Raw genomic sequence first — 15649 nt, 5'->3', positions numbered from 1 at the left:
GTCGGCGGGAATAGGCTCGACATGGTCCGACACAACGCCTCGACCGGAGGTCAACCATGTCTGATGTCAAACCCATTCCCGAGGGCTATCCGGTGGTCTCGCCCGGGCTGGCTATCGACGGCGCGGCGGCGGCGATCGATTTCTACCAGAACGTTTTCGGCGCCACCGAGCGAATGCGGATGCCCGGTCCGGGAGGCAAGATCGCGCATTGCGAGCTGATGTTCGGCAATTCGGTCGTCATGCTCGGCGATCCGGCGCCCGATATGGACTTCCTCGACCCGAAGACGGTCGGCGGCACGCCGGTCAACCTCTACGTGTACGTGGAGGACGCCGACGCCGCCTTCGCCGCCGCGCTGGCCGCGGGCGCCACGGAACTCACGCCCATGACCACCCAGTTCTACGGCGATCGCAGCGGCGCCTTCGAGGATCCCTGGGGACACCGGTGGACCGTCGCCACCCATGTCGAGGACGTGCCCCCCGAGGAGATGGACCGCAGGATGGCCGAGCAGTTCGGCGGGTCCTGAGCCCAGCCGCCGACGTCACCCGGCGACAATCGAATCACCTTCCACCCGAATGCTTTTCGGGGCGAGCGCGGTGGCGGCCGGTCCTTTCGCGACCGAGCCGTCCAGGCCGAACTTGCTGCCGTGGCAGGCGCAGTCGACGGTGCCGCCGGACACCTTGACGACCTTGCAGCCCGCGTGCGTGCAGATCGAGGACAGCCCGACGAAGGTGCCCGCGCTGGGCTGGGTCACCACGGTGTCGCCCACGATCACGCCCCCGCCGACCGGGATATCGGTCGTCTTGGCGAGCACCTTCGCCGGTTGACCCCCGGCGGCGGGCGGGCCGCCCGGGGCGGGATTCGTCGCAGGTGACGCATTGTCTTTCGCGTCGTTGGCGCAGGCGGCCAGCACCGCCGCGGCGGCGACGGTGCCCGCGCCCGCGATGACCACGTTGCGCCGGGTGTGGACCTGTTCGTCGAATGTCATGTGTCGCGCTCCTCATCAACCGCGGCAGGCGCGTTGCCTGCCGTCGAGCGATCGCGCTACTCGGCGTTGTGCCGGTAGCGCGTTCGCCTTGTCCACGAAGGAGTGCGACCCGGCGGTTCAATCGGTGCGATCCCAGCCGTGTCGGTACAGCCTGAAAACCGGTGTGCCCGAAGCGTCGTCTCGGTGGCGCCTGAGGCATCGTCGATTCCGATAGCCCGGCAAGGATCGAAGTGAGATACGAACGGCGGACCCGGACCCCCTCATCCGCTTTGTGGCCGGGTCCGCCGCTCTCTGGTGGTTACCCGCGGGTGATCGATTCGAACACCTTCGGGTCTACCAGGGTCGAGGTGTCGCCGAGTTCGCGTCCTTCGGCGACGTCGCGCAGCAGGCGGCGCATGATTTTGCCGCTGCGGGTTTTGGGCAGTTCGGGCACGACGTGGATCTCCCGCGGTCGGGCGATCGGGCTGATCTGGCGGGTGACTTCGGCTTTCAGTTCGGTGATCAGCGCGGCGCCGGTGTCGGTGGCTTCGGCGGTGAGGATGACGAAGGCGACGATGCCTTGGCCGGTGGTGGCGTCGGTGGCCCCGACGACCGCGGCCTCCGCGATGCCGGCGTGTCCGACGAGGGCGGATTCGACTTCGGCAGTGGAGATGCGATGGCCGGAGACGTTCATGACGTCATCGACGCGGCCGAGCACCCAGAGATCGCCGTCGGTGTCGAGTTTGGCGCCGTCGCCGGCGAAGTACCAGCCGCGGTCGGCGAAACGATCCCAGTAGGTTGCTCGGTAGCGTTCCATGTCGCCCCAGATGCCGCGCAGCATCGACGGCCACGGCTGGTCGAGCACGAGGTAGCCGTTGGCCTCGGTTTCGCCGTGTTGCACCGCGTTACCGTCTTCGTCGACGACCTCGGCCGAGATGCCGGGCAGCGCAGCCATCGCGGCGCCGGGTTTGGTGGCGGTGACGCCGGGCAGGGGGGAGATCATGATGGCGCCGGTCTCGGTCTGCCACCAGGTGTCCACGATCGGTGTCTTCTTCGCGCCGATGACCTCGCGGTACCAGCGCCAGGCTTCGGGGTTGATCGGTTCGCCGACCGAGCCCAGCAGCCGCAGACTGGACAGGTCGTGCGCGTCGGGGATATCGCGGCCCCATTTCATGAAGGTGCGCACCAGGGTGGGTGCGGTGTAGTAGATGGTGACGCCGTATTTTTCGATGATCTGCCAGTGCCGGTGCTCGTCCGGGAAGTTTGGGGTGCCCTCGTAGAGCACCTGTGTGGCCCGGTTGGCCAGGGGGCCGTAGACGATGTAGCTGTGGCCGGTGACCCAGCCGATGTCGGCGGTGCACCAGTAGACGTCCTGGCCGGGTTTGTGGTCGAAGACGTAGTGGTGGGTGTAGGCGGTTTGGGTGAGGTAGCCGCCGGTTGTGTGCAGGATGCCTTTGGGTTTTCCGGTGGTTCCGGAGGTGTAGAGGATGAACAGGGGATGTTCGGCATCGAAGGGTTGTGCCTCATGTTCCGGGGAGGCCACCGCGACGGTCTCGTGCCACCACAGGTCGCGGCCTTCGGTCCACGGCACCTCGATGCCGGTGCGACGGATCACCAGCACGTGTTCCACGCTGGAAGGGACATCGCCGTGGGCGTACAGCGCCTCGTCGACGGCCTCCTTCAGTGGCGCCGCCTTGCCGCGTCGCCACTGGCCGTCGGTGGTGATGATCAGCCGTGCCTCGGCGTCGTCGACCCGCTGGCGCAGCGCGGTGGGGGAGAACCCGGCGAAGACCACCGAGTGCGTGAGCCCGAGGCGGGCGCAGGCCAGCATGGCCACGATCGCCTCGGGCACCATCGGCAGATAGATGGCCACCCGGTCACCCGCGCGCAACCCGAGTTCGGTGAAATGGTTCGCCGCCCTGGATACTTCGGCGAGCAGTTCACGGTAGGTGATGGCGCGGGTGTCGCCGGGTTCGCCCTCCCAGTGGATGGCGACCTGGTCGCCGTGTCCGGCCAGCACGTGGCGGTCCACGCAGTTGTAGGCGACGTTGAGCTTGCCGCCGACGAACCACTTGGCCACCGGAGCGTCACTCCAGTCCAGCACCTGCTCGAACGGTCGATGCCAATGCAGCCTGCCGGCCTGCTCCGCCCAGAACTCCAGCCGATCATCCCGCGCCCGGTCGTACAGCGCCGCATCCGCATTCGCCTGTGCGGCGAACTCCTGGGTCGGCGGGTAGGCGGCGTTGTCGCGGTTGTCGGTGGTAGCGCTGGTCACGCGAAGTCTCCTAACGAAAGAGCAAGAGGGGCAGGGAATACCGGTCAGTGATCAGTGCACTACCGCCTTTTCGGCGCCGACGCCGGTGAGCGAGCGGACTTCCATCTCGGCGGCCTTGGCCGGGTTCTCGGTTTTCCCGCCCAGGTAGGTGCCGACAATGCCGAGTGCGAAGGCCAACGGGATGGAGACGATGCCGGGGTTGGGCAGCGGGAACCAGTCGAAATCCGATCCGGGCAGCATGGCGGACTTGCTGCCGGAGACCGCGGGGGAGAACACGATGAGCACGATCGTCGAAACCAGTCCGCCGTACATGCTCCAGAGCGCGCCGGTGGTGTTGAACCGCCGCCAGAACAGCGAGTACAGGATGGTCGGCAGGTTCGCCGACGCGGCGACCGCGAACGCCAGGGCGACCAGGAAGGCCACGTTCTGGCCGTTGGCCAGGATACCCAGCGCGATGGCCAGCACGCCGATCACCACCGCGGTGATCCGGGAGACCCGAACCTGTTCGCTCTCACCGGCTTTGCCGCGCTTGATGACATTGGCGTAGATGTCGTGCGCGAACGAGGCCGACGCGGTGATGGTCAGACCCGCGACCACCGCGAGGATGGTGGCGAAGGCGACCGCGGAGATGACGCCGAGCAGCACCACGCCACCGAGTTCGAAGGCCAGCAGCGGCGCCGCCGAATTCTGCCCGCCCGCGGCGGCCAGGATGCGGTCCGGCCCGACGATCGCGGCCGCTCCGTAGCCGAGCACCAGCGTGAACAGGTAGAACGCACCGATCAGGCCGATCGCCCACACCACCGATCGCCGCGCCTCTTTGGCGGTGGGCACGGTGTAGAAGCGCATCAGCACGTGCGGCAGACCGGCCGTGCCGAGCACCAGCGCGAGGCCGAGGGACAGGAAGTTCAGCTTCGAGGTCGCACTGCCGCCGTACTGCGCTCCCGGCGCGAGCACGTCGCGCGCGGCGACGGCCTTGCTCGCCGAGCCGGAGACCGCGTTCTGCGCCGCGCCGAGAATGTCGGAGAAGTCGAACCCGAACTTGGCGAACACCATGACGGTCATCAGCGCCGCGCCCGCGATGAGCAGCACCGCCTTGATGATCTGCACCCACGTGGTGCCCTTCATGCCGCCGACCAGCACGTACACGATCATCAGCACGCCGACCACGGCGATCACGACCGACTGCCCGGTCTTGTCGGAGATGTCCAGCAGCAGCGCGACCAACCCGCCCGCGCCCGCCATCTGCGCGAGCAGATAGAACAGCGACACCGTCAGTGTGGACAGCGCGGCCGCGGTGCGCACCGGTCCTTCCTTCAGCCGGAAGCTCAGCACGTCGGCCATGGTGAATTTGCCGGTGTTGCGCAGCATCTCGGCGACGAGCAGCAGCGCCACCAGCCAGGCGACCAGGAATCCGATGGAATACAGGAATCCGTCGTAGCCGTAGACCGCGATGGCGCCCGCGATGCCGAGAAAGCTTGCGGCCGAGAGGTAGTCGCCCGCGATGGCGACGCCGTTCTGCGGGCCGGAGAAGCCGCGTCCGCCGGTGAAATAGTCGGCGGCGCTGGAGTTGTTGCGGCCGGCCCGGATCACCACGACCATCGTGATCACGACGAAGACGCCGAAGATGGCGATATTGGCGACCGGGTTGCCGACCGTCGTGGCGGCGGCGTAGGTGTGCACGGTGTTCACGCTCGGTCTCCCTCGAGGTAGCCGCGGATGCTCGCCGCGCGCGGATCCAGTTCCCGGTTGGCGAACCGGACATACCACGCGGTGATGGCGAACGTGGAGACGAATTGACCCAGGCCGAACAGCAATCCGACGTTGACGTGGCCGAATACCGGGCGGCTCATGAAGTCGTGCGCGTAGGCGCCGAGCAGCACGTAACCGAGGTACCAGACCAGGAACAGCGCGGTCATTGGAAATACGAAGCGGCGCAGGCGGTTTCGTAGTTCCTGGAATTGGGGACTTGCCTGGACTTCGGCGAATTCCGCTGCGCTCGGCGCTCGCCGCGGTGCGCTGTCGTCGAGATCGGTACTGGTCATGATGGTCCTACCAAGTGACGTGGCTTACTTCTCGAGGACGGTAAACCAGGCATCGGGGTGGCCTGTAGGCTGTGGCGTGGGTCACTCCATGAAGGTGGCCGATTCTGCGGTGAGCGGTCGATGCGCCGCGACGAACGGTTACCGCCCAACCCTTTCCCTGTGGCGCCGGACCGGCCCGGCGGGTCAGTCGGAGCGCAGACTTCGCTCGCGATCCGCGCCCATGCCCAGGCGTTCCGGCGCGTGCATCCGGACGAAGATCCGGCCGACCGCTCTGCCACCGAGCCCGCGGGTGAACGCGCTGACCAGCACCATGGTGGCGAACGCCAACGGCACGCTGATCGCCGCGGGATAGCCGAGCAGTGCCGCGGGCCAGCCATCCGCCACCTCGCCGGAGAACCCGCCGGTGACCGAGACGACCGTCGCCCCGCCTGCCGTGAGACCACCCGCCACGAGGCCGGCCGCCGCGCCCGCCGCGGTGAGCCCGCGCCACCAGATCCCCAGCACCAGGAGCGGGCACAGGGTGGACGCGGCCACGGCGAACGCCAAACCCACGGTGCGGGACAGATCCAGCGACGCGACGGTCAGCGACAGAGCCAGCGGCACCGCGCCTGCGGCGACGGCCGCCGCGCGGAAATCGCGGATCCGTCCGCGCAGCATGTCGGTGCTGAGCACACCCGCGATGCTCACCAGCAGGCCCGACGAGGTGGAAAGGAATGCGGCGATCGCGCCCGCCGCGGCCAGCGCCGCGAGCAACTGCCCTGGCAGTCCGGCGACCACTGCCGCGGGCAGCAGGACGACCGCGGCATCGGATGTTCCGGTGATCAGCAGTTGCGGGACGTACAGGCGCGCGAAAACGCCGAGCAGCACCGGGAACAGGTAGAACAGTCCGACCAGGCCGATCACCGCGAGCGCTGTCGCGCGCGCCGCCCGCCCGTCGGGGTTGGTGTAGAAGCGCACCAGCACGTGCGGCAGACCCATGGTGCCGAGAAAGGTCGCCAGGATCAGGGAGTAGACCTGATAGGCCGGGTGCGGCCCGCCCAGACCGCCGCCCGGCGTCAGCCAGCCCGCCCCGTCCGCGGGAGCGCCCGCGACGACCGGCACCGCGGCGCCCGCCTCGAGCACCAGTTGCGTGCCCGCGGCCAGCTCATGGGTGCCCGGCGTCAGCGGAACCGCACCGTCCACCACGTGGTCGTCGAGTGTGCCGGTGATCGAAACCTGCTGGGGCGCGGCGACCCGCACCAGCACGTCGCTGGTCACGTCGACCGTGGTGCGTTCGGCCACCACCGGCGGCGCGGGCTTGCCCAGCTCGCGCTCGTCGGCGAGGAAGTGCCCGAGCAGCACCAGCGCCGGGATCGCCACGGCGGTCAGCTTCAACCAGTACTGGAACGCCTGGACCAGGGTGATCGAGCGCATCCCGCCGCCGACCACGTTGGCGATCACGATCGCGCCCACCGCCACCGCGCCCACCCAGTCCGGCACGCCGAGCAGCAGGCGCAGCGTCAAGCCCGCGCCCTGGAACTGGGGGATCAGATACACCCCGCAGATGAGTACCACGACGATGGCCGCCAGCCTGCGCAAACGCACGGAGCCGAGCCGGAATTCGGCGAAGTCGGGCACCGTGTACGCGCCGGAGCGACGCAGCGGGGCGGCAACGAACAACAGCAGCGCGAGGTACCCCGCGGTGAAGCCCACCGGATACCACAGCGCGTCCGCCCCGTACTTCGCGATCAATCCGGCGACGCCGAGAAACGAAGCGGCCGAGAGATATTCGCCGGAGATGGCGGCCGCGTTCCAGCGCGGTCCGACGCTGCGCGAGGCGACCAGGAAGTCCGAGGTGGTGCGGGCGAGGCGCACGCCGTACGCACCGATCGCGACGGTGGCCAGCGCCGCGAGAATCAGCGCGGCCACGGTCAGCGCGGACCCCGCGATCACGGCGCACTCCGGGGCGAGCGAGGGAGTCCGGCTTGTGGCGCAGCGCCGTGCATCATCAATCCTCGGCCAGCTCGAGGAAATCCTGTTCGTTGCGTTCGGCCAGCCGCACGTAGATCCGGCCGATCAGGAACAGCAGCGGGTACACCGCGCCGCCGAGCAGCAGCCACGGCAACCGAATCCCCAGCACTTCCGTCGATCCGATCGGCCCGGTCCGGAACAGCACGGGCAGGGCGCACAATCCGGCGATTGCCACCAGACCCAACCGCAGCGCCAGCCCGAGCTGCGCGCGGATCAGACCGCCGATGAGCGCCTCGCCGAACTCGGTCTGTTCGGCCACTTCCACCCGCGTGCGCACCCGCCGGGCGCCACGCCGCTGGGAGAGCACGACGCGCTCGCGCACCGGACGCTGCGGCCCGGTCACAGGGCGCCCCGGTGCCGGTGCCGGTGCACCAGCCGGTGCTTCAGCTCGCGCACCTGCCTGCGGCTGACCGGCAGTTCGACCGCCCGCGCCTCGCCCTCGGCGCGCAGGCACACCACGGTCCCGGTGCCCACCGTCCGCAGCCCGGTGACCAGCCGCAACGCGACCAGATACGACCGGTGCACCCGGAGGAATCCCGCATCCTGCCAGCGAGATTCCAACGCCGACAATGGAATCCGCACCAAGTGTGATCCGCCGCTGGTGTGCAGCCGCGCATAGTCCCCGTCCGCCTCCACCCAGCTGACGCTCGCTCGCGGCACCAGCGTGGTCACCCCGCCCAGCTCCACGGGGATGACCTCGCTGGGATCGGTGCGCGGCTCGGCGGCGGGCTGGTGTGTCGCGGTGATCCGCCGCACCGCCTCGGCCAGCCGCGCTTCGCGCAGTGGCTTGAGCAGATAGTCCACCGCGCCCAGGTCGAATGCCGCGATCGCCCGGTCGTCGTGCGCGGTGACGAAGACCACGGCAGGTGGGTTGGCGAACTCCGAGAGGATTCCGGCCAGTTCCATCCCGTCCAGGCCGGGCATGTTGATGTCCAGGAACACCGCGTCGACCGGGTGCGCCCGCAGCATCCGCAGCGCGCTGGTGGCGTCGCCCGCCGCGTGGATCTCGCCGATCTCGGTCCGCGCGCGCAGCAGATACACCAGCTCGTCCAGAGCGGGTTTCTCATCGTCCACGGCGAGCACGCGCAGCGCGCCCGCCGACTTGCCGGTAACGCGGGTCACAACCGCTCCATCGTAAGGGGCCGCTCAACCGGGCGCGGGCGGATACCGGCTGCGCTGTCACCGGCCCGGCTCCGCGCATGCTGGGGTTGGGCCGAAGCTGGTGAGGCGCAGCATCGAGGGCAGAGCACCACGCTGCGACAGCACTCGAGGACGGCCGTCGCTGGCGGGTGCCCGGCGGCGCCCCTCCTCACGCCTGGATACCCGCGCGGAACTTCGGGACGCGCAAGCTGACCTTCGTGCCCGCGCCGGGCGCGGTGTCCACGACCAGGCCGTAGTCGTCGCCGAAGGCCGCGCGCAACCGGTCGTCCACGTTGGCCAGTCCGATGTGCGCGGACTCGCCGGAGCCCGCCCCGGTGTCGACGGCGTCGAGCGCGCCGGAGCGCAGCAGGTCCGGATCCATCCCGACGCCGTCGTCCTCGACGCTGATCAGGCAGTCGGTGCCCGCGTCGGTGGCGACGATGCTGACGGTGCCGCCGAGCGCGGTGCCCGCCAACCCGTGCCGCACCGCGTTCTCCACCAGCGGCTGCAACGCGAGGAAGGGCAGGACCACGCCGAGCACCTCGGGTGCGATGCGCAGCCGGACCTGCAGCGCGTCGCCGAAGCGGGCCCGCTCGAGCGCGAGGTACCGCTCGATATTGCGCAGTTCGTCGGCCAGCACCGTGAATTCGCCCGCTGCACGGAAGGAATACCTGGTGAAGTCGGCGAACTCGAGGATGAGCTCGCGTGCCCGTGCCGGGTCGGTGCGGACGAACGAGGCGATCGTGTTCAGCGCGTTGTAGATGAAGTGCGGGCTGATCTGGGCCCGCAGCGCGCGCACCTCGGCGCGGTCCAACCGGGCCCGCGACGCGTCCAGTTCGGCCAATTCCAGCTGGCCACAGGCATAGCGGGCCACCTCGGCGACCGCGCCGAGCCGGCCGGGCCCCGGCTGTCCGGTGCTCACCATGCCCAGTACCCCGGCCACGCCGGTGGATTCGATCAGCAGCGGCTGCGCGATCAGGGTGCGCGCGGCGTGTTCGCCGCGCCCGGGCCGGGCGACCAGCACCGGGCGCTCGCCCGCGACGGCGCGCTCCGCGGCCTCGGTGAAGCATCCGGCCAGTTCGGCGTGCGGTCCCTCCCAGGCCAACAACGTGCCGTCGGGATCGGCCAGCGCCAGCGCCTCGGCGCCGATGAGCGCCCGCAGGTGCGGCGCCGCCTCCCGCGCGGACCGCTCGGTCAGCCCGCGCCGCAGCGGGACCGCCGCCAGCGATGCGGTGTGCAGCGCCGAATGCACCGCTCGCTCGGCGGGGGTGGTCACCACCCTGCGGGTGCGCGACCAGATCAGGAGCGCACCTGCGATCAGTGCCGCCGCGGCCAGGACGGCGAGTGCGGTGGTCATGGCGGGCATCGGCGCGGGGAACTCATCGGCCGATTATCGCCGCGCCCGGCTTCGCGCGGGTCGCGGCGGTCGGGATCAGTCCGCGGACCGCGCTGCGCGGTGGATCAGCCCTGGTACTGCGGCACTGTGAACTCGACCGTGCCCGGCTCCGGAAAGTGCGGGGCGCCGATGGTGACCGTCGCGGTGAACTGGCCGATGCCGGGTGCGAACAGAGCTGAGTGCCCGCTGTTGCCCCAGTAGCCGGGCCCGTGTGCGATCACCTGGAACGCGCCCGTCTGGCCGCTGGCCACGTTGCGCCAGTTCAGCGTGACCGGCAGGGTGCACGGCCCGGCGCCGAGCAGCGTGGAGCTCACGGTGAACGCCGCGTGGTTGGGGTAGGCGTTGCCGTTGACCGACATCTGCACCTGACCTGCGCACGGTCCCACCGCGAGGGTGTAGACGGTAGCGAACTCGACGGCCGGAGCCGCCGCGGCGGGTGCGGCCGTCGCGACCAGGGTCGCCGCCGCGGCGGAAACGGCCAACAGCGCTGTCGTCGAATTCATCGACACCTCCACAGGTCCGGGAACATCCGTGTCCGTCATGTCATGCGTCCGTCCCCGATACGCCCGGCTGCGTCGTGGGGAGGAAGGGCGAGAGTATCGCCGTGGTGCGACAGCGATGTGTGAGTTCCGGCATTCTGCCCGCCGCGACACTCGCGGAAATCGGCCATTCCACGACGAGTTGCCAGGACGCGCCGGTAGTCCTTCTGAGCGACACGCCGGGCACCGGCGAGACGCCAGCGCGCCGTGGAAAACCCGTCGGTGGTGACCCCTAGAATCGGTCCAGCCAACCCCCGTCGCGACTTTGGGAGGAAGGACTGTCTTGGCCGACTCGTCCGGATCGTTCGTTCATCTGCACAACCACACCGAGTACTCCATGCTCGATGGTGCGGCCAAGATCTCGCCCCTGTTCGCCGAGGCGAAACGGCTGGGGATGAACGCGGTCGGGATGACCGACCACGGCAACATGTACGGGGCGTCGGAGTTCTACAACTCCGCCAAGAAACACGACATCAAGCCGATCATCGGCATCGAGGCCTATATCGCGCCCGCCTCCCGGTTCGACACCAAGCGCGTGCTGTGGGGCGATCCGAGCCAGAAGGGCGACGACGTCTCCGGCTCGGGCGCCTACACGCACATGACCATGGTCGCCGAGAACGCGACCGGTCTGCGCAACCTGTTCACGCTGTCCTCGCTGGCCTCCATCGAGGGCCAGCTCGGCAAGTGGGCGCGCATGGACGCGGAGATCATCGCCCAGTACGCCGAAGGCATCATCGCGACGACCGGCTGCCCCTCCGGTGAGGTGCAGACCCGCCTGCGCCTCGGCCACGACCGCGAGGCGCTGGAGGCGGCGGCCAAATGGCAGGAGATCTTCGGCAAGGACAACTTCTTCCTCGAGGTGATGGACCACGGGTTGTCCATCGAGCGCCGGGTTCGCGAGGGATTGCTGAATGTCGGCAAGCAACTGGGCATTCGGCCATTGGCCACGAACGACTGCCACTACGTCACCAAGGATCAGTCCGCCAACCACGAGGCGCTGCTGTGTGTGCAGACCGGCAAGACGCTGTCCGATCCCACCCGGTTCAAGTTCGACGGTGACGGCTACTACCTGAAGTCCGCCGCGGAGATGCGCGCGCTCTGGGAGGCCGAGGTGCCCGGCGCGTGCGACAGCACGGTGCTGATCGGCGAGCGCGTCCAGTCCTACGACGACGTGTGGGCCTTCAAGGACCGCATGCCGGTGTTCCCGGTGCCCGAGGGCGAGGACCAGGACTCCTGGCTGCGCAAGGAGGTCGACCGGGGCCTGGCGCGCCGGTTCCCCGGTGGCGTGCCCGAGGAGTACTACACCCGCGCCTACTTCGAACTCGACGTCATCAAGCAGAAGGGTTTCCCGGCCTACTTCCTCGTCGTCGGCGACCTCGTGTCGCACGCGCGGGAAGTCGGCATCCGGGTCGGGCCCGGCCGTGGTTCGGCGGCCGGTTCACTGGTGGCCTACGCGCTCGGCATCACCAACATCGATCCGCTGCCGCACGGCCTGCTGTTCGAGCGGTTCCTCAACCCGGAGCGCCCGTCCGCGCCGGATATCGATATCGACTTCGACGATCGCCGCCGCGGCGAGATGGTTCGCTACGCCACCGAGAAGTGGGGCAGCGACCGGGTCGCCCAGGTGATCACCTTCGGCACCATCAAGACCAAGGCCGCGATCAAGGACTCCGCGCGCGTCCAGTTCGGCCAGCCCGGCTTCGCCATCGCCGACCAGATCTCCAAGGCGCTGCCGCCGCCGATCATGGCCAAGGACATCCCGCTGTCGGGCATCATGGACCCCGACCACGAGCGGTACAAGGAGGCCGCCGAGGTCCGCGAGCTCATCGGCAGCAACCCGGACGTCGCCAAGATCTACGAGACCGCGCGCGGGCTCGAGGGCCTGATCCGCAACGCGGGCGTGCACGCCTGCGCGGTGATCATGTCCTCCGAGCCGCTGATGGACGCCATCCCGGTGTGGCGGAGGCCCCAGGACGGGGCGATCATCACCGGCTGGGACTACCCGTCCTGTGAGGCCATCGGCCTGCTGAAGATGGACTTCCTCGGCCTGCGCAACCTCACCGTGATCGGTGACGCGCTGGACAACATCCAGGCCAACCGCGGCATCGACCTGGACATGGACAACCTGCCGCTGGACGATCCGGCGACCTACGAATTGCTTTCCCGCGGCGACACTCTGGGCGTCTTCCAACTCGACGGCGGGCCCATGCGCGACCTGCTGCGCCGCATGCAGCCCACCGGCTTCAACGACATCGTCGCTGTGCTCGCGCTCTACCGTCCCGGCCCGATGGGCATGAACGCGCACAACGATTACGCCGACCGCAAGAACGGGCGGCAGCCGATCAAGCCCATCCATCCCGAGTTGGAAGAACCGCTCAAAGAGATCCTCGCCGAGACCTACGGTCTGATCGTCTACCAAGAGCAGATCATGTTCATCGCGCAGAAGGTCGCCTCCTACTCGATGGGCAAGGCCGACGCGCTCCGCAAGGCGATGGGTAAGAAGAAGCTCGAAGTCCTCGAAGCCGAGTACAAGGGCTTCCACGAGGGCATGACCGCGAACGGGTTCTCCGAGGGCGCGGTGAAGGCGCTGTGGGACACCATCCTTCCGTTCGCCGGCTACGCGTTCAACAAGTCGCACGCCGCGGGCTACGGCCTGGTCTCGTTCTGGACCGCCTATCTCAAGGCCAACTATCCGGCCGAGTACATGGCGGGCCTGCTCACCTCCGTCGGCGACGACAAGGACAAGGCCGCGGTCTACCTCGCAGACTGCCGCCGTCTCGGCATCACGGTGCTTCCGCCGGACGTCAACGAGTCCGAGCAGAACTTTGCCTCCGTCGGCAAGGACATCCGCTTCGGTCTGGGCGCGGTGCGCAACGTCGGCGCGAACGTGGTGGCCTCGATCATCCAGGCGCGCAAGGAGAAATCGAAGTTCACCGACTTCTCCGACTACCTGAACAAGATCGACGCGATCGCGGCGAGCAAGAAGGTCACCGAATCACTCGTCAAGGCAGGCGGATTCGACTCCCTCGGTCACCCGCGCAAGGGCCTGATGCTGATCCATTCCGACGCGATCGACGCCGTGATGGCCACCAAGAAGGCCGAGGCGATCGGGCAATTCGACCTGTTCGGCGGCTTGGACGCGGACGAGTCGGTGACTTCGGTGTTCAACGTCAAGGTGCCCGAGGAGGAGTGGGAGGGCAAACACCGCCTCGCTCTGGAGCGGGAGATGCTCGGGCTGTACGTGTCCGGGCATCCGCTCAACGGCGTCGAGCATGTCCTTGCGGCGCAAGCGGATACGCAGATCCCGGCGATCCTGGAAGGGGATATCAAGGACGGCACGCAGGTGACCGTCGGCGGCATCCTGGCCTCGGTGAACCGGCGCATCAACAAGAACGGTCTGGCCTGGGCGTCGGCGCAGCTGGAAGACCTCACCGGTGGTATCGAGGTGCTGTTCTTCCCGCAGTCGTATTCGGTCTACGGCATGGACGTCGTCGAGGACGCCGTGGTGCTGGTGAAGGCGCGTGTCTCGGTCCGCGACGACCGGATCTCGTTGATCGCCAACGATCTCGCCGTGCCCGACCTGTCCGCCGTCGGCGTGGCCAAGCCGCTCTCGGTCACCATCACCACCCGGATGTGCACGCCGGACAAGATCGGCGAACTCAAGCGGGTCTTGTCCAGGCACCCCGGCACCTCGGATGTCCATGTCCGCCATGTCGGCGCCCGAGACAAGACCACGCTGTGGAAACTGGACGACCGTCTGCGTGTTTCGCCGTCGTCAGCGCTGATGGGCGACCTGAAGGCACTGCTGGGCCCGAGCTGCCTGGCCGGCTGACCTCAGGTTCGGATCGTCTGGTGGCTCCCTCGGGCATATTCAGCCGCGGCGCGTGACTCGCTCAGACGGATGGGCACTTGGTGAAGTAAGCGATGCCGAACTCGGCCCAGGGCTGCGTCACCGCCTGAACCCGGACCGAACGCGACCTCGGCCCGCCCGCTGGTTGGAGCTTCTGTTCCGTCGGTCGGGCCCGAGCGTTCCTCCGACGGACTACCGGCCCACGTCGGCCGACATGAGATCCGGCGTCGCGACCGAGTCCTTCGCCGCCTGGTTGCGCTGCAGGACATGGCTCCCCGCCACAGTGCCGAGTGCGGCGACTCCGAGTGCCGCGCCGATCCAGGCCACTGCGGCGTAGCCCAGGCCCGCGCCGATGGCGAGGCCGCCGAGCCAGGGTCCCGCGGTGATGCCGACGTTGAACGCGGAAATGTTGGTGGCGGCGGCGAGGGTCGGCGCATCGCCCGCGAGGGTGAAGACGCGGCTGTTGAGCGTTGGGTTGATGCCGAAACCGAAGGCGCCCAACAGGAATGACAGCAGCACGACCGGAACGACGTACTCGGCGGTCAGGGCGAGCAGTGCCGAGGTGAGCACCACCCCCGCGAGGCCGATGTACAGGCTGGTCAGCGGATGAGCGTCGGCGGTCCGGCCGCCGACGACGATGCCGAGCAAGGCCCCGAACCCGTAGATCGCCAGCACCACGGGAATCCAGCCCTCGGCCAGTCGCGTGGTGTCCGACAGCAGCGCGCCGAGGTAGGCGAAGCTCACCAGCAGCGCGCCGATGGCGAGCGCGGTGGTGCCGTAGGACAGCCAGAGCGGCGGTCGCATCATGGTGCGTAGCTCAGTGCGCATCCGCGGCACAGCAGCCGGAGCTCCGCCGGGGATCTTCGCCAGCACGCCGAGCATGGCGGCCGCGCACAGCAGCGCGACCGCCCAGAACGCCGCGCGCCAGCCCAGCTGTTGTCCGATGACGGTGCCTGCGGGAAGCCCGATGATGGTGGCCACAGTCAGCCCGCCCGCGACAATGCTCATCGCCTTGCCGCGTGCGGTGGCCGGGACCAGCCCGACCGCGGTGGTCGCCGCCACCGCCCAGAACCCGGCGTAAACGAACGCGCCGATCGCCCTTGTCGCGAACAGCACCCAGTAGTCCGAGGTCAGCGCGCCCACGACGTGAGTGGCGACGAACACGGCGAGAAAGGCCAGCAGCGCTGTGCGCCGCGACCAGCGTAGTGTCGCGACCGCAAGCACTGGTGCGCCCACCAGCATGCCCAGCGCGAACGCCGAGATGAGCAGTCCCGCACGCGGCACGGAGACGCTCAGGTCCCCGGCTATCTCGGTGAGCAGACCCGCGAGCATCAACTCCGAGGTTCCCTGGGTGAAGATCGAGAGACCCAAGACGTAGATCGCCACGGGCATCGGTACCTCCTACATAAATTTTGTACTGATCTATCCAAAA

The 15649-nt window shown here is 68.6% G+C and carries 12 protein-coding genes; 2 read left to right on the top strand and 10 right to left on the bottom strand.

What is annotated here, in order from left to right:
• The first annotated feature begins 56 nt into the window (after nt 1-56).
• Nucleotides 57-524: a VOC family protein gene (locus OHA40_RS05365; RefSeq protein ID WP_330231959.1), complete on the top strand. Its 468-nt coding sequence runs from the start codon at nt 57-59 to the stop codon at nt 522-524.
• Between the two features lie 15 nt (nt 525-539).
• Here OHA40_RS05365 and OHA40_RS05360 read toward each other — a convergent pair whose 3' ends face one another.
• The 9 genes from OHA40_RS05360 to OHA40_RS05320 all read right to left on the bottom strand — a co-directional run bounded on the left by OHA40_RS05360 (nt 540) and on the right by OHA40_RS05320 (nt 10331).
• The gene (locus OHA40_RS05360) at nt 540-986 is read right to left on the bottom strand and encodes a QcrA and Rieske domain-containing protein (protein WP_330231958.1); all 447 of its coding nucleotides are present in this window, start codon (nt 984-986) and stop codon (nt 540-542) included.
• Nucleotides 987-1284: 298 nt separating this feature from the next.
• Nucleotides 1285-3240, bottom strand: a complete 1956-nt coding sequence (gene acs / locus OHA40_RS05355) for an acetate--CoA ligase (RefSeq protein WP_330231957.1) — start codon at nt 3238-3240, stop codon at nt 1285-1287.
• 51 nt (nt 3241-3291) lie between these two features.
• A complete protein-coding gene (locus OHA40_RS05350; RefSeq protein WP_330231956.1) occupies nt 3292-4929 on the bottom strand; it encodes a solute symporter family protein in 1638 nt (545 codons plus the stop codon).
• A complete protein-coding gene (locus OHA40_RS05345) occupies nt 4926-5282 on the bottom strand; it encodes a DUF485 domain-containing protein (RefSeq protein ID WP_330231955.1) in 357 nt (118 codons plus the stop codon). Before OHA40_RS05345 ends, OHA40_RS05350 begins: the two co-directional genes overlap by 4 nt.
• A 183-nt stretch (nt 5283-5465) precedes the next feature.
• Nucleotides 5466-7214: a sodium/solute symporter gene (locus OHA40_RS05340; protein ID WP_330231954.1), complete on the bottom strand. Its 1749-nt coding sequence runs from the start codon at nt 7212-7214 to the stop codon at nt 5466-5468.
• A gap of 55 nt (nt 7215-7269) precedes the next feature.
• A complete protein-coding gene (locus OHA40_RS05335; protein WP_330231953.1) occupies nt 7270-7635 on the bottom strand; it encodes a hypothetical protein in 366 nt (121 codons plus the stop codon).
• Nucleotides 7632-8414, bottom strand: coding sequence for a LytR/AlgR family response regulator transcription factor (locus tag OHA40_RS05330; RefSeq protein WP_330231952.1), 783 nt, complete (start codon nt 8412-8414; stop codon nt 7632-7634). Before OHA40_RS05330 ends, OHA40_RS05335 begins: the two co-directional genes overlap by 4 nt.
• A gap of 187 nt (nt 8415-8601) precedes the next feature.
• Complete coding sequence (locus OHA40_RS05325) at nt 8602-9789, bottom strand: sensor histidine kinase (protein WP_330231951.1); 1188 nt, start codon at nt 9787-9789, stop codon at nt 8602-8604.
• A gap of 104 nt (nt 9790-9893) precedes the next feature.
• Complete coding sequence (locus OHA40_RS05320) at nt 9894-10331, bottom strand: hypothetical protein (RefSeq protein WP_330231950.1); 438 nt, start codon at nt 10329-10331, stop codon at nt 9894-9896.
• 319 nt (nt 10332-10650) lie between these two features.
• On the opposite strand from OHA40_RS05320, the gene dnaE reads away from it, so the two are divergent.
• Nucleotides 10651-14199, top strand: coding sequence for a DNA polymerase III subunit alpha (dnaE, locus tag OHA40_RS05315; RefSeq protein WP_330231949.1), 3549 nt, complete (start codon nt 10651-10653; stop codon nt 14197-14199).
• A 210-nt stretch (nt 14200-14409) separates the two neighbouring features.
• Here the strand turns inward: dnaE and OHA40_RS05310 are convergent, their stop codons facing one another.
• Entirely contained in the window at nt 14410-15609 is a 1200-nt protein-coding gene (locus OHA40_RS05310) for a Cmx/CmrA family chloramphenicol efflux MFS transporter (RefSeq protein WP_330231948.1), read from the bottom strand.
• Nucleotides 15610-15649: the final 40 nt, after the last annotated feature.

It is taken from the genome of Nocardia sp. NBC_00508, from assembly GCF_036346875.1.
Taxonomy (GTDB): domain Bacteria; phylum Actinomycetota; class Actinomycetes; order Mycobacteriales; family Mycobacteriaceae; genus Nocardia.
This window is presented reverse-complemented; position numbering and strand designations above follow the sequence as displayed.

What these genes read in the sequence shown, in the direction of transcription:
- OHA40_RS05365 (WP_330231959.1), top strand. Translation starts at nt 57, where the DNA reads ATGTCTGATGTCAAACCCATTCCCGAGGGCTATCCGGTGGTCTCGCCC.
- OHA40_RS05360 (WP_330231958.1), bottom strand. Translation starts at nt 986, where the DNA reads ATGACATTCGACGAACAGGTCCACACCCGGCGCAACGTGGTCATCGCG.
- OHA40_RS05345 (WP_330231955.1), bottom strand. Translation starts at nt 5,282, where the DNA reads ATGACCAGTACCGATCTCGACGACAGCGCACCGCGGCGAGCGCCGAGC.
- OHA40_RS05325 (WP_330231951.1), bottom strand. Translation starts at nt 9,789, where the DNA reads ATGACCACCGCACTCGCCGTCCTGGCCGCGGCGGCACTGATCGCAGGT.
- OHA40_RS05320 (WP_330231950.1), bottom strand. Translation starts at nt 10,331, where the DNA reads ATGAATTCGACGACAGCGCTGTTGGCCGTTTCCGCCGCGGCGGCGACC.
- OHA40_RS05310 (WP_330231948.1), bottom strand. Translation starts at nt 15,609, where the DNA reads ATGCCCGTGGCGATCTACGTCTTGGGTCTCTCGATCTTCACCCAGGGA.